The organism is Bacillus sp. FSL W7-1085 (assembly GCF_038595035.1).
GTDB lineage: Bacteria > Bacillota > Bacilli > Bacillales > Bacillaceae > Bacillus > Bacillus altitudinis.
This window is the reverse complement of the sequence record NZ_CP152000.1, coordinates 1,486,369-1,510,451: the sequence shown is the minus strand read 5'-3', so window position 1 is coordinate 1,510,451 and position 24,083 is coordinate 1,486,369. Positions and strand designations below refer to the sequence as shown.

General features: G+C 43.3%; 23 protein-coding genes. 1 reads left to right on the top strand and 22 read right to left on the bottom strand.

Annotation, left to right across the window (positions count from 1 at the left end):
- Nucleotides 1-18: 18 nt before the first annotated feature.
- From recG to MKY11_RS07625, 5 genes are all read right to left on the bottom strand, one after another.
- Nucleotides 19-2,067, bottom strand: coding sequence for an ATP-dependent DNA helicase RecG (recG, locus tag MKY11_RS07645; RefSeq protein ID WP_072367275.1), 2,049 nt, complete (start codon nt 2,065-2,067; stop codon nt 19-21).
- Nucleotides 2,045-2,947 carry an L-serine ammonia-lyase, iron-sulfur-dependent, subunit alpha gene (sdaAA, locus tag MKY11_RS07640; RefSeq protein WP_024720342.1) on the bottom strand — a complete coding sequence of 301 codons (903 nt, stop codon included), beginning with the start codon at nt 2,945-2,947 and terminating at the stop codon, nt 2,045-2,047. Before sdaAA ends, recG begins: the two co-directional genes overlap by 23 nt.
- A gap of 20 nt (nt 2,948-2,967) precedes the next feature.
- Nucleotides 2,968-3,630 carry an L-serine ammonia-lyase, iron-sulfur-dependent subunit beta gene (gene sdaAB / locus MKY11_RS07635; protein ID WP_017367229.1) on the bottom strand — a complete coding sequence of 221 codons (663 nt, stop codon included), beginning with the start codon at nt 3,628-3,630 and terminating at the stop codon, nt 2,968-2,970.
- A 149-nt stretch (nt 3,631-3,779) separates the two neighbouring features.
- A complete protein-coding gene (locus tag MKY11_RS07630) occupies nt 3,780-5,453 on the bottom strand; it encodes a DAK2 domain-containing protein (RefSeq protein WP_017367228.1) in 1,674 nt (557 codons plus the stop codon).
- Between the two features lie 15 nt (nt 5,454-5,468).
- A complete protein-coding gene (locus MKY11_RS07625) occupies nt 5,469-5,831 on the bottom strand; it encodes an Asp23/Gls24 family envelope stress response protein (RefSeq protein ID WP_342501981.1) in 363 nt (120 codons plus the stop codon).
- Between the two features lie 271 nt (nt 5,832-6,102).
- On the opposite strand from MKY11_RS07625, the gene rpmB reads away from it, so the two are divergent.
- Entirely contained in the window at nt 6,103-6,291 is a 189-nt protein-coding gene (gene rpmB / locus MKY11_RS07620; protein ID WP_003212514.1) for a 50S ribosomal protein L28, read from the top strand.
- 69 nt (nt 6,292-6,360) lie between these two features.
- Here rpmB and spoVM read toward each other — a convergent pair whose 3' ends face one another.
- The 17 genes from spoVM to MKY11_RS07535 all read right to left on the bottom strand — a co-directional run bounded on the left by spoVM (nt 6,361) and on the right by MKY11_RS07535 (nt 23,931).
- Entirely contained in the window at nt 6,361-6,441 is an 81-nt protein-coding gene (gene spoVM / locus MKY11_RS07615) for a stage V sporulation protein SpoVM (protein ID WP_008354550.1), read from the bottom strand.
- 71 nt (nt 6,442-6,512) lie between these two features.
- Nucleotides 6,513-7,157, bottom strand: a complete 645-nt coding sequence (locus tag MKY11_RS07610; protein ID WP_047947055.1) for a thiamine diphosphokinase — start codon at nt 7,155-7,157, stop codon at nt 6,513-6,515.
- Nucleotides 7,158-7,216: 59 nt separating this feature from the next.
- Nucleotides 7,217-7,867, bottom strand: a complete 651-nt coding sequence (gene rpe, locus MKY11_RS07605; protein ID WP_017367226.1) for a ribulose-phosphate 3-epimerase — start codon at nt 7,865-7,867, stop codon at nt 7,217-7,219.
- 3 nt (nt 7,868-7,870) lie between these two features.
- Complete coding sequence (rsgA, locus tag MKY11_RS07600) at nt 7,871-8,767, bottom strand: ribosome small subunit-dependent GTPase A (RefSeq protein WP_041090545.1); 897 nt, start codon at nt 8,765-8,767, stop codon at nt 7,871-7,873.
- Between the two features lie 12 nt (nt 8,768-8,779).
- The gene (gene pknB / locus MKY11_RS07595) at nt 8,780-10,735 is read right to left on the bottom strand and encodes a Stk1 family PASTA domain-containing Ser/Thr kinase (RefSeq protein WP_025207318.1); all 1,956 of its coding nucleotides are present in this window, start codon (nt 10,733-10,735) and stop codon (nt 8,780-8,782) included.
- A complete protein-coding gene (locus MKY11_RS07590; protein WP_034647887.1) occupies nt 10,729-11,499 on the bottom strand; it encodes a Stp1/IreP family PP2C-type Ser/Thr phosphatase in 771 nt (256 codons plus the stop codon). The genes pknB and MKY11_RS07590 overlap by 7 nt, the downstream gene beginning before the upstream one ends.
- Nucleotides 11,500-11,502: 3 nt before the next feature.
- The gene (rlmN, locus tag MKY11_RS07585; RefSeq protein WP_024720337.1) at nt 11,503-12,591 is read right to left on the bottom strand and encodes a 23S rRNA (adenine(2503)-C(2))-methyltransferase RlmN; all 1,089 of its coding nucleotides are present in this window, start codon (nt 12,589-12,591) and stop codon (nt 11,503-11,505) included.
- Nucleotides 12,592-12,594: 3 nt separating this feature from the next.
- Nucleotides 12,595-13,938 carry a 16S rRNA (cytosine(967)-C(5))-methyltransferase RsmB gene (gene rsmB / locus MKY11_RS07580; protein WP_057079566.1) on the bottom strand — a complete coding sequence of 448 codons (1,344 nt, stop codon included), beginning with the start codon at nt 13,936-13,938 and terminating at the stop codon, nt 12,595-12,597.
- Nucleotides 13,925-14,878: a methionyl-tRNA formyltransferase gene (gene fmt, locus MKY11_RS07575; protein WP_178896651.1), complete on the bottom strand. Its 954-nt coding sequence runs from the start codon at nt 14,876-14,878 to the stop codon at nt 13,925-13,927. The genes rsmB and fmt overlap by 14 nt, the downstream gene beginning before the upstream one ends.
- Before the next feature lie 5 nt (nt 14,879-14,883).
- Nucleotides 14,884-15,366, bottom strand: coding sequence for a peptide deformylase (gene def, locus MKY11_RS07570; RefSeq protein WP_017359337.1), 483 nt, complete (start codon nt 15,364-15,366; stop codon nt 14,884-14,886).
- A 15-nt stretch (nt 15,367-15,381) separates the two neighbouring features.
- A complete protein-coding gene (gene priA / locus MKY11_RS07565; RefSeq protein WP_342501980.1) occupies nt 15,382-17,790 on the bottom strand; it encodes a primosomal protein N' in 2,409 nt (802 codons plus the stop codon).
- Nucleotides 17,787-19,004, bottom strand: a complete 1,218-nt coding sequence (gene coaBC / locus MKY11_RS07560; RefSeq protein ID WP_047947052.1) for a bifunctional phosphopantothenoylcysteine decarboxylase/phosphopantothenate--cysteine ligase CoaBC — start codon at nt 19,002-19,004, stop codon at nt 17,787-17,789. Before coaBC ends, priA begins: the two co-directional genes overlap by 4 nt.
- Before the next feature lie 115 nt (nt 19,005-19,119).
- Nucleotides 19,120-19,323, bottom strand: a complete 204-nt coding sequence (gene rpoZ / locus MKY11_RS07555; RefSeq protein ID WP_008344896.1) for a DNA-directed RNA polymerase subunit omega — start codon at nt 19,321-19,323, stop codon at nt 19,120-19,122.
- Between the two features lie 3 nt (nt 19,324-19,326).
- Complete coding sequence (gene gmk / locus MKY11_RS07550) at nt 19,327-19,941, bottom strand: guanylate kinase (RefSeq protein WP_007499680.1); 615 nt, start codon at nt 19,939-19,941, stop codon at nt 19,327-19,329.
- 9 nt (nt 19,942-19,950) lie between these two features.
- Complete coding sequence (gene remA / locus MKY11_RS07545) at nt 19,951-20,220, bottom strand: extracellular matrix/biofilm regulator RemA (protein WP_008344898.1); 270 nt, start codon at nt 20,218-20,220, stop codon at nt 19,951-19,953.
- Between the two features lie 76 nt (nt 20,221-20,296).
- Nucleotides 20,297-21,172: a YicC/YloC family endoribonuclease gene (locus MKY11_RS07540; RefSeq protein ID WP_007499682.1), complete on the bottom strand. Its 876-nt coding sequence runs from the start codon at nt 21,170-21,172 to the stop codon at nt 20,297-20,299.
- An 83-nt stretch (nt 21,173-21,255) separates the two neighbouring features.
- A complete protein-coding gene (locus MKY11_RS07535; protein ID WP_041090558.1) occupies nt 21,256-23,931 on the bottom strand; it encodes a calcium-translocating P-type ATPase, SERCA-type in 2,676 nt (891 codons plus the stop codon).
- Nucleotides 23,932-24,083: the final 152 nt, after the last annotated feature.

The window sequence follows — 24,083 nt, the reverse complement described above, 5'->3', positions numbered from 1 at the left end:
AATTCCTCCAGCACTTGATCAGCTCAATTTATCTCCGCCTAGCACACCGCTGTCTACGAGTGTTTGCCTAAGTTCTTTGTATTCAGGTTCTGTCCAAAAGGCTTCAGACTGCACGAGCTCTGCCGCATCTTTTCTAGCGGTTTCAAGCGCTCTATAGTCATGAACCATGTCTGCCACTTTAAATTCAGGCATTCCGCTTTGTTTCTTGCCAAAGAAGTCGCCAGGGCCTCTTAGTTCTAAGTCCTTTTCAGACAGTTCAAAGCCATCCGTTGTTTCAGACATGATCCGCATGCGCTCTTTACCGGTCTCTGATTTAGGGTCCGCCATTAAAATACAAAAAGATTGATGCTCTCCGCGTCCGACCCGGCCTCTTAACTGATGAAGCTGTGACAGTCCAAAACGGTCCGCATCATAAATGACCATGATGGTCGCATTTGGCACGTTGACTCCAACTTCAACAACTGTCGTTGACACAAGGATTTGCACTTCATTGGAAGTGAAATCTCTCATCACTTGATCTTTTTCATCACTTGCAAGTTTCCCGTGCATTAAGCCGATCGACCATTTTCCGCGATACGCCTCTGTCAGCATGCTGTGAACATCAATCGCATTTTGGACATCCAGTTTGTCTGATTCTTCTATAAGTGGACAAATAATATACGCTTGTCTGCCTTTTCTCAGCTCTTTATCAACAAAAGCAAGAATCCGCTCAAGCATGTCATGCTTCACCCAATACGTTTCAATCTGCTTTCGGCCGGCTGGTAGCTCATCAATGACAGAAACGTCCATTTCTCCAAATACTGTGATGGCAAGCGTTCTTGGAATCGGCGTTGCGGTCATAAACAAAACATCTGGGTCCTGCCCTTTGCTTCGCAGTTTTTTCCGCTGTTCCACGCCGAACCTGTGCTGTTCATCTGTAATAACAAGACCAAGCTGCTGAAATTCCACTTCGTCCTGGATAAGGGCATGCGTGCCGACTAAAATATCAATATCTCCCTCTTTCAGACGTTCAAGCAGTTCTCTGCGGCGCTTTCCTTTCACTGAACTCGTCAAAAGAGCAATATTTAGCCCCCATTTTTCAAATAGCTGATACAGTGAATCGGCATGCTGTTCAGCCAAGATTTCAGTTGGCACCATCAGCGCACCTTGAAAGCCGGATAAATGAGCGGCATAAAGGGCAATGGCCGCTACAGCTGTTTTCCCCGATCCAACATCCCCTTGAAGAAGCCGGTTCATCCGGTACGGGGATGCCATATCTGACATAATTTCATCCAGCACTCTTGATTGTGCTTTTGTCAGCGGGAACGGCAGGCTATGAACAAACTCAAAGACCGCCTCTTTTGAGAACGGATGCTGGATGCCTGATGTTTTTTCTCGTTCTTTTTTTCTGATCGCCTGCATCTTCAGCTGGAAGATGAGAAATTCCTCGTACACGAAGCGTCGTCTTGCTTGCTTGAGCGAGTCTCTCGTTTCAGGGAGATGAATGGTCTTTAGTGCTTCTTGATAAGACATGAGTTTATAAGCAGCTACAAGCTGTTTTGGCAGTGGATCTTCTGCATGGTCTACATAGAGTGACAACGCTTGTTTTACAAATCGTCTCATCATCTTCACGGTTACATTTTCTTTGACTGAATAAACAGGTTCTATACTGCCATCTTGTTCGTGTGTTCCTTTTTTAAATTCCTGAACCATAATGGATTGACGGTTTTTATCCCACTTCCCTGTGACGGATACCGTATCGCCTAAAACAAGACTTCGTTTTAAATAAGGGCGATTGAAGCATATGGCTGTTATCAAAAAACGACCGACAAGCAGCCTGAATGTCAGCCTGCTTCGTTTTTTTCCATAATAGGTGAGAACGGGCTCACTGTGCACTTTTCCTTCAACTGTGACACGTTCGTCATGCCTGACTTCTTCTAAGTTGCGAAGCTCATAGTCGTCATATCGATAAGGAAAGTAGCCGAGTAAATCGGCTACTGTGTAGATTCCAAGTTCATTTAGTGTTTTTTCTGTTTCTTCTCCAATCCCTTTCAAGGCAGAGATCTTATCTTGCAATTTCTGTATCACGAGATGAGGTCACACCTCCGAAAATCTTCTTTTCAAGCTCTCTTGCTGTCGGTGTTGCAGCAAGTCCGCCTTGTGCAGTCTCACGAAGAGCGGTTGGCATCGTTTGACCAATTTTGTACATCGCATCAATGACTTCATCACAAGGGATGCGGCTTGTAATGCCGGCAAGTGCCATATCTGCTGCAATCATCGCATTAGAAGCGCCCATTGCGTTTCGTTTCACACATGGCACTTCCACAAGTCCTGCGACTGGATCGCAAACAAGACCTAGCATATTTTTTAGGGTGATGGCCATGGCTTCAGCGGATTGCTGCGGCGTACCGCCTGCCATTTCTACAATGGCTGCTGCTGCCATACCTGATGCAGATCCTACTTCTGCCTGACAGCCGCCTGCTGCACCAGAGATACTTGCGTTATTGGCGACAACAAAACCAAATGCACCAGATGTAAATAGGAATCTGACCATTTGTTCCTTTGTTGGCTTTAATGTTTCTTTCACTGCAAAGAGCGTTCCTGGCACAACACCTGCTGAGCCAGCTGTAGGCGTTGCACAGATCGTTCCCATTGCTGCGTTCACTTCATTTGTTGCCACTGCCTTACTGACAGCATCTAAAATGGTATGACCAGACAATGTTTTGCCTGATGCGATATATGCTTGAAGTTTCACCGCATCCCCGCCTGTTAAACCAGATAATGATTTCACACCTTTCAGTCCGTTTTCAACGGCCTGTTCCATCACTTCTAGGTTGCGGTACATCTGCGAGAAAATGTCTTCACGTGACTTCCCTGTCACTTCCATTTCTTGAGTAATCATAATTTCTGAAATGGAGGTATTCCGTTCTTCTGTTAGCTGCACGAGTTCTTTGACGTTTTTAAACATCATACATAACCTCCTTGTTGTTACTCTGCAATTTGTGTGACTTGAATAATGTTTGGCAGCGTCTCAAGCTCTGTTAAAACCGCTGGATCAATATTCTGATCCACTTCAATCGTCATGAGGGCTTCTTGCCCGACCTCTTTACGTGCCACTTCCATATGACCAATGTTGATGGCGAATTTCGCTAACACATTGGCAACTGCTGCAATCGTCCCGTAACGGTCGTTATGAACCACAAGAATGGCCGGGTGATTCCCTGAGAGTCTCAGTTCAAAGCCATTTAATTCTGTGATTTCAATTTTACCTCCGCCAATGGAAATCCCGATTAATTCAAGGCTTCCATTCGCATCTGAAATTTCTACTTTTGCTGTATTCGGATGTGCTGGCACCGCATCTTCTTCTTTAAACTCAATGTCGATTTCTTTGCTTTTTGCAATATCGATCGCTGTTTTAATTCGTTCATCAAATGTATCAAAGTCAAGAACACCGCCGATAATGGCTACATCTGTCCCGTGTCCTTTATACGTATCTTTAAAAGAGCCATAAAACGATACAGTAATTCGTTTCGGTTCTCTTCCGAACAAGCTGCGAGCCACTCTTCCAATACGAGCCGCACCCGCCGTGTGCGAACTTGATGGACCAATCATGACGGGTCCAATAATATCAAACACACTTCTAAATTTCATAGGTCTTCCCCTCTCATCACCAATCACAGATTGGTTTGTTACTCCCTTTAGACTAATGGATTCATTCGATTCCCGCAACTCATTTCACCGATGAACACATAGTAAAAAAATGCAAAAGAAGAAGAAGGGCTTCATGTGCCCTTCTTTCTTTATTCAACAGCCAAAATATATGAATAAAGCGGCTGTTTTCCATCGTGGACTTCAACTTCTACATCTTCAAATGTTTCTTCAATATATGCTTCTAAAGCTTCCATCTCATCAGATGATGCATCTTCCCCTTTGATGATTGTGACAATCTCATCATCTTCTGTCACCATTTGGGTCAAAAGCTCTTTTGCTGCATCTAATTGATTTTTAGCTGTTAAGGTAATTTTCCCATTGTATAAGCCCATATAATCGCCTTTGGCAATGTCGATCCCATCAATTTGGGTATCTCTTACCGCAAAGGTAATTTGGCCGCTTTTTACATGATCAATCGCTTCTAACATCGCAGCTTCATTGTCTTCATTTGAAGCTGCTTCATTTAGAGAAAGAAGTGCCGACATTCCTTGAGGAACGGTCTTTGTCGGAATAACAACGACCTCACGACTTGAGACAGTTGCCGCCTGTTTAGCTGCCATGACAATATTAGAATTATTAGGTAAGATAAAGACGGTTTCGGCATGAATGCTATCAATTGCTTTGACAATGTCTTCTGTGCTCGGATTCATTGTCTGTCCGCCTTCAATGACGACGGATGCTCCGATACTTTTAAACAAGTCAGCAATCCCTTCTCCCATTGCGACACTCACTACTCCAAAACGCTGTTTTTCAGCAGCTGTTGCTTTTGGTGCAGCAGGCGAGTGATCTTTTTCTTCATTGACGATCGAGCTATGCTGCTCTCTCATGTTTTCAATTTTCATATTAATTAAGCTGCCGTAGCGCTGTGCATATGATAAGACATCTCCTGGCTGCTCTGCATGAATATGAACTTTTGCAAGCGTATCATCAGATACCACAAGAAGTGAATCTCCGAATTCGCTTAATTCTTCTCTGAAGGCATTTTCGTCAAAGGACTGTTTGTCTTCTTCAAATTTCACCATAAATTCTGTACAATAGCCAAATTCAATATCTTCTGTGTTCATATGGCTTTGTGCACTTTTATGATGCTCTGCACTCACTAATTCTTTTAATGTTGGCAAAGAGGCCGTTTTAGGAGGAAGCTCTTCTCCTCTTAATGAAGCAAGGAAACCTTCATATACACAAAGAAGTCCTTTACCGCCGCTATCTACAACGCCGACTTCTTTTAAAACAGGAAGGAGATCTGGTGTGCGGTCAAGTGATGCTCTTGCTTCCTCAATCGTTAATTCAAGCACACGATCGATTTGGTCTTCTGTTGCTGAAACAGCAACCGCTTTCTTTGCTGCGTCTTTTGCAACCGTTAAGATGGTTCCTTCAATCGGTTTCATGACGGCTTTATATGCTGTATCAACACCGGCCTGCAAGGCAAGCGCAAATTCTTTTGCGTCAATTGTTTCTTTTTGTTCTATATTTTTGCTGAAACCTCTGAAGAGCTGAGACAGGATCACACCCGAGTTTCCTCTTGCCCCCATTAACAGCCCTTTTGACAGAGCCACCCCGACCTTACCAATGTGATCGGTATTTGTTTCTTCAACTGCTTTTGCCCCTGAAGTCATTGACAAATTCATATTTGTCCCCGTGTCTCCGTCTGGCACTGGAAAAACATTTAACGCATCAACAATTTGTGCGTTTTGAGAAAGATGGTGAGCACCTGCAAGAATCATTTTTGCAAATGAGCGGCCACCCAGATTTCTAATAGACAATATATTTCCTCCTTACTACGGGTTCGTAACTTTTACTCCTTGTACATAAATGTTGACTGAGTCAACTGAAAGTCCAACCGTGTGATGAATCGTATATTTGACTTTCGTTTGAACATTATGTGCGACTTCTGATATTTTTGTACCGTAGCTGACGATGATGTACATATCAATATGAATGCGATCTTCTTTTTGACGCACAAGAACACCCCGGCTGAAGTTCTCTTTGCGGAGAATATCCGTCAAGCCGTCCTTTATTTGATTTTTGGACGCCATGCCAACAATACCATAGCAATCGATCGCAGCGCCTCCTGCCACCATTGCAATGACTTCATTTGATATATCAATTTGTCCGTATTTCGTTCTAAGTTCAATGGACACATTGGTTCCCCCTTTTTGAGAAATTGCCCTGAGTTATCACTATTTTACTATAAGACCCTTCTTTTTAAAAGAAATCATTCAATCCGACCCAATCCTACTTATACTATAGCCTTGATTTTTTATCAAGATGTCAAGGTATTTTTCTTGAAAGAGGAGCAAACAATCCTTGCAAACCCCTTGAAGCTGTGGTAAATTATTAAAGTATCTTGAGGCATCTCTAAGTACGTATATGAAGAATATGATGATGTTTTCGCAGTTAGGAGGGAAACAAATGGCACGTAAATGCGTTATTACAGGCAGAAAAACAAAAGCTGGGAACAACCGTTCTCACGCAATGAACTCTACAAAACGTACATGGGGCGCGAACCTTCAAAAAGTTCGTATTCTAGTGGACGGTAAGCCTAAAAGAGTATATGTATCAGCTCGAGCTTTGAAATCTGGTAAAGTTGAGCGTGTATAAGCAAGAGTAAACGCCTGCTACATTTAACTGTAGCAGGCGTTTTTATGTGGAAATAAAGGAGATTACTCATTAATCTTTCTTAAATGAACCAAGCATCGCACGGACAATGCCGCCAAGAAATCTAGGCAGTTTGATTGTATAAAATTTCATTTTGTCCCCCTCCTAAAAGTACCGCTTGCAGCACAATTGAGCTTAATCAGCCATCCACATTGATAGGTTGGTCAATCTTTGCTTCTTACCATTATTAATATGCCTTCATGAAAAGAAAAAGTACCATTTGAGTGGATGAGTTCGTTACTAATACATAGTGTGGAACCAGGCTCAATATGACAATTTTTCAGAGGATATTTGAAACCTTTTAATGTCAGCTTTTCAACCGATGTACCGAAGGGCAAAAACGACACATATTTTTTATCCGAGTCTTGTTTGATTTCGTATGTACCAGGTCCAAACATTTGAATGATATTTTGTTTATCTACAAGGGTCATGCTCTGTTTGTGCTGAATGCCTTTGTAAAGGAGATGGATATTCCCAAGAAAATGATCTGCTCTTCCGCCAGTGATGCCGTAAATTTGAATATGTGCTGGATTCTGACGCAAAGACCAGTTCAGCGCAAGTTCTAAATCCGTTTCATCTTTCTCTGCCTGAAATAGATTGAGTGCAGGCAATTTCTTTTTCAGCTCATGAAGCTCTTCTTCTGTCACACTATCAAAATCACCAAATGCTCTGTCAGGTACAATGCCATGCTCTAGTAAGAAAAGGGTTCCCCGATCTACGCCGACCCAGAGAATGTCCTCCTCAGATGCTTCATGATCAAGCGGCGGGATGTACGCAAAAGGACCGCCGGCTACGATATGTATGTGCATGATTACGCTCCTCTCCATTGAAAAAGAACCAAAGATCACAATGACTTTGGTTCTTTTTCTTATGCTTCTCGAATGGCCTGAATGGCCGCCGCGCGGTCATCTTTCCCATATACCGCTGAGCCGGCAACAAGTAGATTAGCGCCTGCTTCTTTGCAGCTCTTTGCTGTCTCTACATTGACACCGCCATCTATTTCAATGAGTAAATCAGTTAAGCCTTTTTGTTCACTAAGTGTCTTTACTTCTTTTACCTTTGAGAGAACAGATGGAATAAACGCCTGTCCGCCAAAACCAGGGTTCACCGTCATGAATAAGACTAGGTCAACATCCTCTAATACATGCGCAATTTGAGAAACGGGTGTGTGCGGGTTTAAAACAACCCCTGCTTTGACACCTTGTTCTTTTATATGCTGAATCGTGCGATGTAAGTGTGGACACGCCTCGACATGAACAGAAATAATATCAGCGCCCGCTTTTGCAAATGCAGGGATATACTGGTCTGGCTGCTCAATCATTAAGTGAACATCGAGCGGCAGCTTTGTATGCGGCCTGATCGCCTCCACTACATTTGGTCCAAATGTCATATTCGGTACAAAATGACCGTCCATCACATCAATATGAATATAATCCGCTCCACCTTGTTCCACATCACGGATATCTTTCTCCAGATTGGCAAAATCGGCTGATAAAATGGATGGGGCAATATAAACCATGACTTAGTACCTCGGCTTTCTATCTTTAATTTCAGTTAAAAACTCTAAATAATGCTGATAGCGATACTCTCTGATGCGATCGTGTTCTACTGCCTCTTTTACCGCACATCCAGGCTCTTTTACGTGCAAACAGCCCCTGAATTTACATTCTGCACTCTTCTCTCTGATTTCTAAGAAATAGAGCCCTAAATCTTCCGCTTCGATACCTGTAAATTCAAGCGAGCTAAATCCTGGTGTATCGGCAATGAGCCCTTCAGCCGTTCGAATGAGTTCCACATGTCTTGTTGTATGTTTCCCCCTGCCAAGATGGGAGGAAATATCATTTGTTTTCAGTGCTAAATCAGGACTCATCGCATTTAAGAGGGAAGACTTCCCTACACCCGATTGACCTGCAAATACAGTAATCTTGTGATGGAAATACGGGGTCAGCTTTTCAATTCCATCCCCTTCGATCGTCGATGTTAAATGAACGTCGTATCCAATTTGGCGATAGTCTTCTGCATAGGCTTGAATCGTTTCTCGCTCTTGCTCTGTTTTCAGCAAGTCCATTTTTGTGATGCAGATAATCGGTTCAATCTGGCTCTCTTCAACAAGCACTAGGAATCTGTCTAACAGCGATGTACTAAAGGTCGGCTCTGCTGCTGAGAAAACGAGCACCGCTTGATCAACGTTGCTAATAGGCGGGCGAATCAGCTCATTGGTCCGCTCTTTTACTTCCAGCAAATAGCCTTCCTTATCGTTATCTGCTTGATAGACGACATAATCTCCAACAAGCGGGGTTATTTTGTTTTTACGAAAAATCCCTCTTGCTCTACACTGAATTACTTTGCCACTTTCTAGAGACTCATCCAGCACATAATAAAATCCGCTTAATGCTTTAATAATTTTGCCCTCAGGCATAAAGTCCCTCCTTTATTCATCATCAGGGTATTCAATCGTTTTGGAGCTTACTACTTTATCATCCACTGTCACCTGATAGTATCCTTTTTGACCAGGTTCTATCTTAAATTTAATCGTTCGCTCAGTAGGCGCAGTGATTTTAAAGGTTTCATATAAATCAGAAATGCTATGTTCTGCGTCATCAATAGATATTTGAACATTCATTTCTTGTCCTTCTGTTTCTGGTTCATAGGGGATCGCAATCTTTTCAGTCACCGTTTTAGCCGGTTTCTCTTTTGGGCCAAGAGAGAACGTAATTTTAACCGTATCACCAGGTTTAACAGCAGTCCCCGCTCCTGGTTCCTGCTTCATGACCTCACCTTTTGGCACATCGTCAGAATATGCTTCTTTTTCATCTAGCTTTAGTCCATTATCCTCTAGATAATTTGATGCGGCCTGTTTACTATACGTCGTTAAATCCCGTAAGGTAATATCGGCAGGGCCTATACTGACGGTCAATGTGACTTCTTCATCTGCTGCGACAAGTTCTGTATTCGCGGAAGGTTTCTGTTCCATGACAATGCCTGATTCTGTGTCATTATCATTCACTTCCTCCACAACAACCTGTTTAAACCCTTTTTTCTCTAATAGTTCTTTTGCTTTCTCGACCTTTTCACCTGTTACATCAGGTAATTCGGTTTTTTCTTTACCTGTACTTTGATAAAGCTGAATTTCTGTCCCTTCTTTTACCTTCGTTCCGATTTTCGGGTCTGTTTTGACAACCAGCCCTTTTTCAATCTTCTCGTCGGCAATATCAATGGGTTCAGAAGCGACGGTAAATCCGGCTTTCTTCAAGGTATCTTCCGCTTTTTCAACCGTCATGCCAGAAACATCGGTCACCTCTACATCCTTTGGAAAGAGTAATCCTGGGAAGACCGTGATCGCTAAAATGGTCGCAGCCGTCAAAACAAATAAGATCGACGCTACAATCCACGGCCATTTTTTCCGTTTTTTCTTCGGCTTTTGTTTCTCTTTTTTCTTTGGTTTTTGAACCGGGTGGACGGCTGTTTTTTCATTGTCTTGATCGACTTGATGATCTTTTATAATAGGAATGGCTTTTGTTGCTTCATGATCTTCTTCAATGACAAAGCGCTTTTCTTTTAGTCTTGCAGGGTCAAAAGCCGTTTTTAAGTCTTTTTGCATTTCAGATGCATCTTCGTATCGATAGAATGGATCTTTGGCCATCGCCTTTAAGATGATGTTCTCCACGCTTTGTGGTACAGAAGGATTCCACCTTCTCACAGATGGCGGCTCTGATTGCAAATGCTTCAGTGCGACACTGACAGCGGATTCTCCTTCAAATGGCATGCGTCCTGAAATCAGCTCATAAAGAACAATACCAAGTGAATAAATGTCTGACTTTTTCGTTGCAAGACCGCCGCGCGCTTGCTCTGGGGACAAATAATGCACGGAACCAAGAACAGAATTCGTATGGGTAATGGTCGCTGAGCTAAGTGCCATGGCAATGCCAAAATCAGTGACTTTGATATTCCCCAAGTTGTCTATTAATATATTGTGAGGCTTAATGTCTCGATGGACGAGCTGTTTCGCATGGGCTTCTTCCATCGCCGCAACGACTTGCTCCATGATGCGAACGGCTTCTTTTGGATGAAGCGGTCCATTGGCGTGTATGTATTCTTTCAGCGTCATCCCCTCGACATATTCCATGACAATATAATAAATGTCATCTTCTTCCCCTACATCGTAGATACTGACAATATTCGGATGATCTAAGCTGGCTGCTGATTGCGCTTCTCTCCGGAACCGTCTAATAAAATCATCATCGCTTGCAAAGTCAAACCGTAAAATTTTAATCGCCACTTCGCGATCTAAAATCATATCCTCCGCCAAATAAACGTTGGCCATTCCGCCTCCGCCTATGGCGCGAAGAATTTGATAACGGCCGCTGATCCTTTTTCCGATCAACACTTGCTGTCACCCTCCTCTGTTTGGGAGGAGATTTCTAACAGTACTGCTGTAATGTTATCTTCACCGCCGTTGTCATTCGCTGTTTGAACTAACTCTGTTACTTTTTCATCTGGTGCGGTTGTTTGCGATAAAATCTGAATCAAATGTTCTTCTTCTACTTTATTCGATAATCCGTCTGAGCAAAGCAAAATTTGATCTCCTGGATCCACTTCAAAAGTTCGTGCATCAATTTGAACGTGTTTATCTGTTCCTAACGCTTTGGTCAGCACATTTTTTCTTGGATGATATTCTGCATCCGCTTTTGAAATCTCTCCTGTTTTCACTAACTCATTCACTAGTGAGTGATCATCTGTTAATTGGGTCAGCGCGCCTTCTCTTAGCAAGTAGCAGCGGCTGTCACCAATATGGGCAATTGTGACCGTTTGCAAATGAACGAGCGCACAAACGATGGTCGTCCCCATTCCTTGGCATTCCTCATTGTTTTTCGCATGTTCGTATACTTGGTCATTAATGTCGCTAATTTTTGAGATTAACCAATTTTCTTGATCGGCTGGTTTATTTGGAATTGAAGATGTTTCCTGCCAGTATTCTTTTAAAGAAGAAACTGCCATCTTGCTGGCTACATCACCAGCAAGATGACCTCCCATTCCATCTGCTACAACAGCTAGAAGTGTGTCTTCTTTTGCTTCAAAAATACCTGCATCATCTTCATTATGCTGACGGACTTTTCCTGTATCGGTTTGAAAGGCTGCCCTTATCAACATTCGTCACCTCGTCTCTTCCTGACGCTCCTTCGCTCTTAGCTGACCGCAAGCAGCATCAATATCATGGCCTTGCTCTCGTCTAATCGTTACGTTTACGCCTCGTTCTTTCAGCGTTTTTTCAAATAGGAAGATTTGTTCTCTTGGTGTTCTCACGTAATCTCTTTCTGGTACATAGTTCACCGGGATGAGGTTTACATGGCATTTGATTCCTTTTAATAAATCAGCAAGTTCTTCTGCGTGATGGACTTGATCATTGACTCCGCCAAACAGACCGTATTCAAAGCTCACGCGTCTGCCTGTTTTTTGAATGTAGTATTCGATAGCTTCCATTAATTTTGGCAGCTTGTATGCCTTATTGATTGGCATGAGGCGGCTTCGAATTTCAGTATTTGGTGCGTGCAGGGAGACAGCAAAGTTGATTTGCATTTGCTCATCCGCAAATTGATAAATCTTTGGAATGATCCCGCTCGTCGAAACCGTAATATGACGTGCTCCAATATTTAAGCCGTTGTCATGGTTAATGATTTTAAGGAATGCAAGCATTTCATCAAAGTTATCAAACGGTTCGCCAATTCCCATGATGACAACTGAGCTGACGCGTTCATCTGTTTCATCAAGCGCCTGTTGTACTTTCAATACTTGGGCCACAATTTCTCCCGCCTCAAGGTTACGTTTCAAACCGCCAAGTGTAGATGCACAGAATGTACAGCCAATCCGGCAGCCAACCTGTGTTGTGACGCAGACAGAGTTGCCGTATTCGTGGCGCATTAGCACGGTTTCAATGGTATAGCCATCGTGTAATTCAAATAAGAACTTGATCGTTCCATCTTGAGATGTTTGTTTGATCACTGTTTTTAAAGTCGTGATGGCGAATTGATCTTTTAATTTTTCTCTTAATTCCTTTGATAGGTTAGACATTTCATCAAAGGATGTGACGCGTTTTTCATAAAGCCACTCAAAAATTTGTGTTGCACGGAAAGGCTTTTCGCCTTGTTCCTTTAACCAGTCTTTGATTTCATTTAGCTCAAACGAGTAGATCGACGGCATGTCTGTTTTCAGTTCTTTTCTTACTTTTTGTTTTTGTTCTGTCATTTTTTATCCCTTCTTTCTCATGCTGCAAATAAAGAAACCATCTGTTCCGAAATAATGAGGAAGTATTTGTACACTTCCGTTTTGAACAAACGGAGCAACCTGCTCAGGCAGCCGTTCATTAAGAGATAGATCGGGTTCGAAGTCTTGGTGTTCTTGTAAAAACGCATGAATCACTTGTTGATTTTCTGTTGGATCCATTGTACATGTACTGTATACAAGGGTTCCGCCTGGCTTTAGCAGCTGGGCTGTTTCATGCAAGATCGATTGCTGAATTGTCGCAAGTCTTGCTGAGTCTTCCGAGGACTTTGTATATTTCATATCTGGTTTTCGTCTGATGACGCCAAAACCTGAACATGGTGCATCAATGAGAATACGGTCAAACGAAGCATCATCATAATGGTCGGATGCTTTTCTTGCATCAAGCGCTTTTGCCTCAATATGCGTTAAGTTTAGACGCTTTGCCGCCTGTTTGATCAGTTTTACTTTGTGCTCATGTAAATCAAGAGACACTATGTTCCCCTCATCGTTCATTCGCTCTGCGATATGTGTTGATTTACCACCAGGAGCGGCACAGGCATCAAGCACCATTTCTCCCGGCTGAGGGTCCAGCGCTCTTGCGACAAGCATGGAGCTTTCATCTTGGATCGTGACAAAGCCCTCTTGAAAGAAAGGAGTGGATACGATAGATCCTTTCATGAGTTTGAGTGCATCCTCAGAGAGATCGCCGAGCTCTGTCTCAATTCCTGCATCCATGAGTTCTTGCTGCAGTGCAGTGCGGTTTTTTTTCATTTGATTGACACGCAATGTCTGCTTTGGCGGGACTAAATGAATACGGCACATGCTTTCTGCTGCTTCAAAACCGTACGCCTCCACCCATTCTTGTACGAGCCACAATGGATGGCTTGTCTCTATTGAGAGCCTTTTTACCGGATCTTTGATCGCATCAAATGATGGCACGCCTTCTCTTTGCACAGAACGAAGAACGCCGTTGACTAGTGAAGAAATACCTTTATGTCCGCGCTTTTTCGTTAGTTCCACTGCTTCATGGATGGCTGCACGATCTGGAATTTTTTCAAGATAAACCATCTGATAAAGAGACATCCGCAAAAGCTGCATCACCCAAGGAGCCACTTTTTGCGGTTTTTTCACAAAGGGTGTGAGCATATAATCAAGTGCCAGCTTGTTTTGCAGTGTACCGTATACAAGTTCTGTTAATAGCGGTTTGTCTTGATCGGAGAGTTCTTTCTCTTTCATCACTGACTGCAAAAGCAAGTTACTGTAGGCTTGATTTTGTTCGAGTTTGATTAAAGCGTCTAGCGCTACTTCTCTCACATTACTTTTCTTCATTGATTAGCCCTAATTTCTGTCCAATTTCGATATTTGCGCCTCTTAAGAAGTCTTCACCGCTCATTTTTTTCTTTCCAGCGGGCTGTACACTCGTTAATAAAAGGCCTTGATGATTTCCTGTTCCAACGACTGGTCCTTCTTTTTGAAGCTCAATCACTTTCCCAGGTTCTTCTGGTGCTTGAAGCGGAACTTTTTTCGCTTCCCATACTTTTAAGTTAGCACCGTTCCATTCAGTATAGGCAACTGGCCATGGATTTAAGCCGCGAACTTGGTTGTAAAGCTCTTCTCCTGGCTTGGTCCAGTCTAACCTTTCCTGCTCCCGCTTAATATTTGGTGCATACGTTGCTGCCTCTTCATTTTGCGGAATTGGCGAGATAGACCTGCTTAACACATTTGGAACTGTGTCTTTTAATAAAGCCGCACCAGCCACACTTAATTTATCGTGCAGTGTTCCGACGTTGTCTAATTCATCAATTTCTACTTCTACTTTGCTAATCATGTCACCTGCATCAAGCTTTTCTACCATATACATGATCGTCACGCCTGTTTTCTTTTTGCCTTGCAGGATCGCATAATGGATCGGTGCACCGCCTCTTAGTTCTGGCAGCAGTGAGGCATGAACGTTGATACAGCCAAATTCAGGTTCATCAAGTAATCTTTTTGGCAAAATTTGTCCGAATGCTGCTGTTACGATCAAATCTGGCTTTAACGCAAGCACTTTATCAATTTCTTCATCAAGACGTACCTTTTCAGGCTGTAAAACTGGAATGCCGTGTTTTAAGGCTTCTACTTTTACAGGAGGCGGCGTGAGCACTCGTTTTCTGCCTTTCGGGCGATCTGGCTGTGTGACGACCCCTACCACTTCGTATCCTTCTGTTATAAGTGTTTGCAGCACAGGTACTGAGAAATCAGGGGTTCCCATAAATACGATACGTGCCATTTTCTTCACCCTTCCATTTCCGCAAGTTCTTTTTCTGTATACGTTTGAATGATCTTCGACGTGAATAATACGCCGTCTAAGTGATCAATTTCATGCAATAAAGCTCTTGCTAAAAATCCTTCTGCTTCTATTGTAAATGGTTTGCCTTTCTTATCAAAGGCTTTCACCTTCACATAATTTGGTCTTTCAACCGTTCCGTACAAAGATGGAAAGCTCAGGCAGCCTTCAATGTCTGTCTGGCTCCCTTCCACTTCAAGAATCTCAGGATTTACTAAGTCAATCCTCCCAGAATCTTCTCCGATATCGACCACGGCGATTCTTTTTGAGATGCCGATTTGTGGTGCGGCTAGGCCGACTCCATCTAGTTCAAGCATTGTATCATACATATCATCCAGCAGTTTTTTCAGTTTTTTATCGAATGTATCAACAAGCTCTGTTTGTTGTTCAAGCACGTCTGCAGGATGTAAGACTATCGGTTTGATTGCCACGAAAAGACCTCCGTTTTACATCATCATATATGGATTCATATCGATTGATATCATCAACTGTTTTTGTTCCATTTCTTTTTGATAATGATCTTGTATTTTTCGTAATAAACTTGCCAGTTCATTTTCCCTTTTGTATTTTATCACGCATTGATATCGATATCTATCTTTGATCTTAGCGATCGGAGAAGCAGCAGGACCGAGAATTCTTGTATTCGGTGCACAATTCATTTTCAGGAACTGAACAATTTTGTCTGTGACATGCGCTGCCTTTGTCACTTCTTCATGTGATACAGTCACCATCGCCAAAAAATAAAATGGCGGATAGGACTGATGACGACGGTGCAACATCTCCTGCTCATAAAAGGCTTCATAATCATGCTGTTTGGTTAATTCAATACTATAATGCGAAGGTGTATATGATTGAATAATGACTGACCCCGCTTTTTCATGACGTCCCGCGCGTCCGCTTACTTGTGTAAGAAGCTGAAACGTTTTTTCACTTGAACGAAAATCAGGGATGTGAAGAGACGTATCCGCACTAAGGACACCGACAAGTGTAACATCTGGAAAGTCTAATCCTTTTGCAATCATTTGCGTCCCAAGCAGAATGTCTGCTTCTTTATTACCAAAGGACGTGAGAAGCTTTTCGTGCGCGCCTTTCCGAGAGGTTGTATCTACATCCATTCGGATGACCCTTGCTTCTGGCAATACCTTCGTCAGCTCTTCTTCCACACGCTGTGTGCCTGTACCAAAATAGCGAATATGCTCACTGTGACATTCTGGGCATTCTGCAGGTACAGGAGCTTCGTGACCGCAATAATGGCACTTCAGCCGTTTTTGAAAGCGGTGATAAGTGAGAGAGATCTCACAATGAGGACATTGTTCCACATATCCGCAATCACGGCACATCACAAAGGATGAATAACCTCTTTTATTGAGAAATAAAACTGCCTGCTCTTTCCTTTCAAGTACTTCTTTTAACCTAAGCATTAATTCTTCTGAGAACATGGAGCGGTTGCCATTTCTTAATTCTTCTCTCATATCAATTAACGAAACGTGCGGCAGCTGCTGCTGATTGACGCGCCGTTTGAGCGTCAGCAGTGTATACACACCCTTTTCCGCACGCGCATATGACTCAAGTGAAGGCGTTGCACTGCCTAATACAACCGGACATTGGTGCCGCCCTGCTCGTTCAATGGCCACATCTTTCGCATGATACCGAGGCATTTCTTCTTGTTTATATGACGATTCGTGTTCTTCATCTATAATGATCATTCCTAGATTCTCAAACGGGGCAAAAACAGCCGATCTTGCGCCAACGACAAGTTTGACTTCCTTGCGGTGGATTTTCCGCCATTCATCGTATTTTTCCCCAGTCGATAAGCCGCTATGAAGGACAGCCACATTGGACCCGAAGCGCTCTTTAAAACGCTGGACCATTTGAGGCGTTAATGAAATTTCAGGAACTAGGACGATCGCTTCTTTTCCCTTTTGGAGGACATGATCAATCGTCTGTAAATAAATTTCGGTTTTACCGCTTCCTGTGACCCCGTGCAGTAAAAACGTTTCATGTTTTTCATCGCTCACTGCTTGATGAATGGGTTTTGCCGCTTCTGCTTGCTCTGTTGTGAGATCAAGAGGAGTAGATGGTGTAAACTCCCTATCCCGATAAGGATCTCGATAAATCTCTTCATAGCTTTCTGTTAACAGACCTTCTTGAATCAAGGCTTTTATCGTTTGAGAACTAGCACCTGTTTGCTGCTGCAAATCTTTTGCTAAAAACGTCGTTTCATTCGCTTGAAATAGAAAGGTAAGCAACGCCTTCTGTTTCACCGCATTTTTCTTTAACTGTTCCTGCTTTTCTTCAAGTTTTTCTTTCGTAACTGCTACCTGAAGTGTCCGCACCTTTTTCTTTCCGGATTTTTGTGAGACGTGATATCTGACTTCTAGATGACCTTTTTGGACATGCTTTTGAATAGGCTTCAGCTGTTCAGGCGGAATGTCAGCGTAAAGGATGCTCTCTTGCTGACCGAAAAGCTCTTTCAATGACTGCGGAAGTTCCTCAGCTGATAACACCTGAATTTCTTTTTCATATTTGGCTTTCATCGCTGCTGGAAGCATCGATTGAAGCGCCGTAATATGATAGGACAATGTTTTTTCCGTCAGCCAGTGGGAAAGCTCCAATAGCTCATCTGTCAGAACAGGAGATAAATCAAATAAATCGACAATGTCCTTGATATTTCCTGACTGTACGTCTGTTTCTTCTTTGATTTTTGTCACAAACCCTTGAATCTTCCTTGGGCCAAAAGGAACCACTACCCTCATACCAGCCTTGACAAGGCCTTTAAAGCGGTCTGGCACACGATAGTCAAACGGCCTGTCAATGGCTTTCGTTGTGACATCGACGATCACTTCAGCAATCATGCTCGATCACGCTCTTTTGGCAGCAGCTGCTTTGCCTCCTGTAAGATTTCAAAGGCAAGATCTTTTTTGCTCATCATTGGCAGCTCTTTTTTTGTTCCGTCTGCTTTTATCAATGCTGCGACATTCGTATCTGTGCCAAAGCCCGCGCCCTCTGCTGCAACATTGTTCGCGACAATCATATCTAAATGCTTGGATTCGATTTTCTTTTTCGCATAGTATTCTACATCCTGCGTCTCAGCTGCAAAGCCGACTAGCACCTGATGTTCTTTTCTCTTCCCAAGCTCTTTTAAAATATCTTTCGTCCGCTTAAATTCAACCGCTAGTTCACCGTCTTGTTTTTTCATTTTATGAGAATACGTCGTGACAGGCGTATAATCGGCAACGGCTGCTGATTTAATCACTATATCTGCTGTCTCGTATACATTTAACGCTGCTTGATACATCTCCTCAGCCGATTCCACTTGCACTACATCCACATGCTCAGGTGCAGTTAACGAAACAGGTCCTGAAATGAGCGTGACATCAGCGCCCATTTGCTCGGCAGCTTCTGCAATGGCATAGCCCATTTTCCCAGAAGATCGATTTGAAAGGAAACGAACAGGGTCGATCACTTCTCGTGTAGGACCAGCTGTGACCACGACTTTTTTACCTGAAAGCGGCAAGCTGGTTGGCTCATCAAAAAACGCACGGATGTGTTCAACAATTTTTTCAGGCTCCTCTAAGCGTCCTTTTCCAATGTAGCCGCATGCTAAATAGCCTTCACTTGGCTCTATAAACCGGTAGCCGTCTTCATATAAAGTGCGGATGTTCCGCTTGACAGCTGGATGGTCATACATGTGCACATTCATAGCCGGTGCAACCCATACAGGAGCTGTTGAAGCAAGCAAGGTCGTTGTGAGCATATCATCAGCAAGTCCTGCGGCCATTTTACCAATGGTATGTGCTGTTGCAGGGGCAACAAGAATGAGATCGGCCCAGTCAGCTACATCAATATGCGCTATGACTTTTGGATTATTTTCTTTAAATGTATCCACATACACCTCATGCCGAGATAGGGCTTGAAAGGTGAGCGGAGACACAAACTCACGGGCAGATTCTGTCATAATCACTCTTACGTTTGCGCCTGCCTGTACGAGTTTACTAGTGAGTGCAGCTGCTTTATATACGGCGATTCCTCCGCTGACGCCGAGTAAAATATTTTTTGACTGTAACATTTGTTTGTCCCCCTTAACGGCCTTTTTCACAAATTCGTCTACAATTCAAAAAAGTCAAAACCAATCATAGTTTTGACTTTTTTGAACGTATCGTATCTGCATAGCAGAAGCGATGTTATTCTTGCTCTTCTTTTTCAAATGTCAAAAGACCAGCATCGATTTCTTCAAGAGCTTTCCCTACAAATTTGTAGGATTTTGTGTTTTCGATTTGTTGATCTTGATGGATTTGCATTTCACGTGCACGGCGTGCAGACACTGTGACAAGTGTATATTTTGAGTCAAGTTTGTTCATCAATGAGTCAATTGAAGGATCTAACATGGTTTATTCTACCCCCAGCATTTTTTTATATCTTGGTGCGACTCTGTCTCTTCGCAGGTGCTCTGCAAGGACGATCGCTTTAATTCTTTCACATGCAAGCTCGACATCGTCGTTTTCAACGACATAGTCATAAGCATCCATCATTTCAATTTCTTCTTTTGCAGCAGCCATTCGGTTACGGATGAGATCCTCAGATTCTGTCCCGCGTGTAATAATGCGGTTTTGAAGTTCTGAAAGACTTGGCGGTGCAAGGAAAATAAAGAGACCTTCCGGGAATGCTTCTCTTACTTGAAGTGCACCTTGCACTTCGATTTCAAGGAAAACATCTTTTCCTTCGCTCAATGTTTGTTCTACATAGTCAACAGGCGTGCCGTAGTAATTCCCGACATATTCTGCCCATTCTAACAGCTTTTTGTTTTCAATCATATGTTCAAATTCTTCCCTGGTTTTAAAGAAATAATCAACACCATTTCTTTCACCTTCACGCGGTTTGCGGGTTGTCACAGAAATAGAGTATTCAAATTTCGTATCTTCCTGGGAGAAAATGGCTTGTCTGACCGTTCCTTTTCCAACTCCCGAAGGTCCAGAGAGAACGATTAAAAGTCCTCTTTCTTTCATAATGGCGTATTACCCCTGCCCTTCATCTATGATTTCTTCTTTTACAGAAAGTCTTTGCGCGACAGTCTCAGGCTGAACGGCAGATAAGATGACATGGTCACTGTCCATAATGACAACAGCACGGGTTCTTCTTCCGTATGTCGCATCAATGAGCATGCCTCGATCTCTTGCGTCTTGTATCATTCGTTTAATCGGTGCTGATTCCGGACTGACGATCGAAATCATCCGATTCGCTGAAATGATGTTTCCAAATCCGATATTGATCAACTTTATGGTCATCTTCTTTCGTCCCCCTGTAATATAAACGTCTCTAGTCTCGCCGAAAGAGACGCACTGTAAACAGCATACACAATGACTATTCTATATTTTGCACTTGTTCTTTTATTTTTTCAATAGCGCTTTTCATTTCAACCACCAGCTTTGTTAAATGGTGATGGTTTGCTTTTGATCCAATCGTGTTCACTTCACGGTTGAGCTCCTGTACAAGAAAGTCAAGCTTTCGTCCGGCAGCGCCGCCTTGCGTCAAAATTTGCTGGAACTGCTGAAAATGACTTTTCAGCCTCGTAATCTCTTCTGTAATGTCACAGCGATCAGCAAAGATGGCCGCTTCTGTGGTCAGCCTGCTCTCTTCAAGCGCCTCTCCGATCCATTCTTGCAATCTTTGATTCAATCGTTCTTTGTACTGACTCACAACCTCTGGTGCAAACACTTTGATTTCTTCTGTAAATGCCTCGAGTTCAGACAGCCTGAGTTCACAGTCTTTTTGAAGTGATGTTCCCTCCTGCTCTCTCATAAAGCAAAGCTCCTTGACAGCTTCTTCACAAGTGTCAATCAGCAAATGCTCCAGCTGCTCATTCCGGCTGACTGACTCTTCCACCTGAACAGCCTGTTCCAGCTTCAGTAAGTCATGTGCATGCTGAATACCTGAAATATGATAGCGGTCCTCAAGGTCTTTTGCGGCTTTCATATATTCATCAAGCAGCGGCCAGTCAATCTGTAAAGACCGGCTTGCAAGTTTACCGCCTTCAATCGTAACAAACAGCTCAATTCGACCGCGCTGCACGTGACGAAGAATGATTTTTTTTAATGTATCTTCGAAATATAAAAGCGGCCTCGGCAAACGGGCATGAACCTCTTTAAAACGGTGATTGACCGATTTTAGCTCAACTGACACTGTCAGTTCACCGTCCGTTTTACTCGCTTGGCCGAATCCCGTCATACTGCGTATCATGTGAAAACACCCAATTCTTTCATATTAATAAAATGAAAAAGGTAATAGCAGACACTATTACCTCAAAATTATACCATAACCAATTATTTTTTTCTTGTCAAAAGTGATCCCGCCAATAAAAAAGTTGGCAATGCAGACATACCGATGATCAGAAGCCAATCAACTGGTGCGACTGCCACCGTTTTGAAAATCGGCTGAAGCGGCGGATAATAAATGACCACAAGCATCAGCAGCAGGGAAGACACAACGGCGCCGATCAAGTACATATTCCCGAATGGATTGCGTTCAAAAATAGACCGTTCACTGCGGCAGTCAAACACATGAATGAGCTGCGCCAAAACGAGTGTGCTGAATGCAACCGTCTGCGCATATTGAAGATTGTTCGGATCACGGTGATACACAAACATAAAGGCTAACAAAGTGGCAATCCCGATCAGAAACCCTCTTGATATGACCTTCCAACCAAGCCCTCTTGCAAAAATCCCCTCTTTCATGTTCCGCGGCTTTCTCTTCATGACATCGCCTTCTGGTTTATCCATTCCAAGTGCCATAGCCGGCAGGCCGTCTGTGACAAGGTTTACCCACAAAATTTGAATTGGAACGAGAGGCAATGGAAGCGCAAGAAGCATCGCAAACAGCATAACCAAAATCTCTCCCACATTCGATGCCAGCAAATAGCGGACAAATTTGCGAATGTTTTCATAAATATTCCGGCCCTCTTTAATAGCGGATTTAATGGTCGCAAAGTTGTCATCAAGCAAAATAAGAGAAGAAGCTTCTTTGGCAACGTCTGTTCCGGTAATCCCCATGGATATGCCAATATCCGCCTGTTTAATCGCTGGCGCATCATTCACCCCATCACCTGTCATCGCGACAATATGTCCATTTTTTTGATAGGCCTTCACAATTCTCAGTTTATGCTCAGGTGATACACGAGCAAAGACGTACACATCTTCTGCTGTTTGCTCCAGCTCTTTGTCGCTTAGCTGATCCAGAGCTTTTCCATCAAGCACCTTTCCTTGCTTCGGTAAGAGACTTAAATCTTTAGCGATCGCTTTAGCCGTTTCTACGTGATCGCCTGTAATCATCACTGTTTTAATGCCAGCATCCCGGCATTCTTTAATCGCTCGTCTCACTTCAGGACGAGGTGGATCAATCATGCCCTCTAGACCGATAAATGTGAGGCCAGTTTCTGCCTGCTGAACAGAGGTGATTTTTTCTGTCAGACTTACTTTTTTATATGCAATCGCAATGGTTCTGAGCGCTTGTCTTGCTAAACCTTGAATGGCAGCTTCTGTTTCTTGCCGGTGGGCCTTTGAAAATGAGGCGGTGCGTCCGCCGTGCATCATATGACTTGAACGGTTCATCAGCACATCTGGCGCCCCTTTGGCAATGACATACCGCTCCTTCTGATTCGTTTCCACGACGACTGACATCATTTTTCTTTCAGAGTCAAAAGGGAATTCCTCCACCACACGAAATCCCGCTTCGATGAATTGCTCTGTAAAACCCGCTTTACGCGCAGCGGTTAGAAGTGCTCCTTCTGTCGGATCGCCATCAAGTCTCATCTCTCCGTCTTTTTCAACGATGGTCGATGTATTACAAAGTGCTCCGTATAATAGCACCTTTTGCAGGCTTGGATGTTTGTCTACATGGACAAGTTCTCCGTTTAAGGTAAAATCACCTGACGGCTCGTACCCAGTGCCAGAAATATTCCATGTTTTCCCCTCTGCCCATACATGTGTCACTGTCATTTTATTTTGTGTCATTGTGCCTGTTTTATCTGAGCAAATAATCGAGGCGCAGCCGAGTGTTTCCACAGCCGGCAGCTTTCTGACAATGGATTTTTGTTTAATCATCCGCTGCACACCTAGGGAAAGTGCGACAGTGACGATCGCCGGCAGTCCTTCTGGAATCGCAGCAACAGCGAGAGATACACCCGCTAAGAACATATGATACAAATCATGACCTTGCACCACACCAAGAACAACCACAAGCACAGTTAAAAATAATGCAGCAACAATTAAAATTTTCCCCAGCTGCTCAAGCCGTCTTTGCAGCGGTGTTTCCATATTACCTGCTGAATCCAGCATACCGGCAATTTGTCCCATCGCCGTATTCATCCCTGTACCAATGACAACCCCTACACCGCTTCCTCTTGTGACAAGCGTCCCCATAAAGGCCATATTCGTCAAATCTCCAAGCGAGACATGATCTCGCGAGAGCGGACTCGCATGTTTGACCGCTGGGATGGACTCTCCAGTGAGGGCAGATTCTTCGATTTCCAAACTCTTTGTTTCTAGTAATCTGATATCTGCCCCAATTCGGTCCCCGCTTGAAAACTTCACAATATCTCCCGGCACGAGGTGCTTGGACGGGATCTTGACCCATTCATTGTTTCTCCTTGCATAGACATGCGGCGTTGATAATTCCTTTAGTGCTTGGAGGGACTTTTCCGCACGGCGTTCCTGATAAAAGCCAAGCACACCATTTATCAGCACAATCGCCACAATCGCCACAGCATCAATGTATTCACCTAAAAAAGCAGAAATAATCGTTGCCGCAAGCAGGATTAACACCATAAAGTCTTTAAATTGCGCCAAAAAAATAACGAACGCCGACACCTTTTTCCCTTCCTGTAATTCATTTGGCCCATGCTTTTCAAGCCGCTTTTGCACATCTTTTTCTGACAGTCCGTCACCTATCGATGTATTCATTGTTTTTAATAAATCGGTTTGGTTCAGTTCATGCCAATTCATTTGACCTCGTCCACTCCTCTTTTGTTCTCTCTCTTATGCAGTGTTCTATAAGCCAGTTTATTCAGACTCGTCCTAAATCATGCTATAATAATAAGACTGCCTAAAGAACGAGAAAACGTAAGGTTCTTTCAGTAGATTTGTGTGAAAAAAGA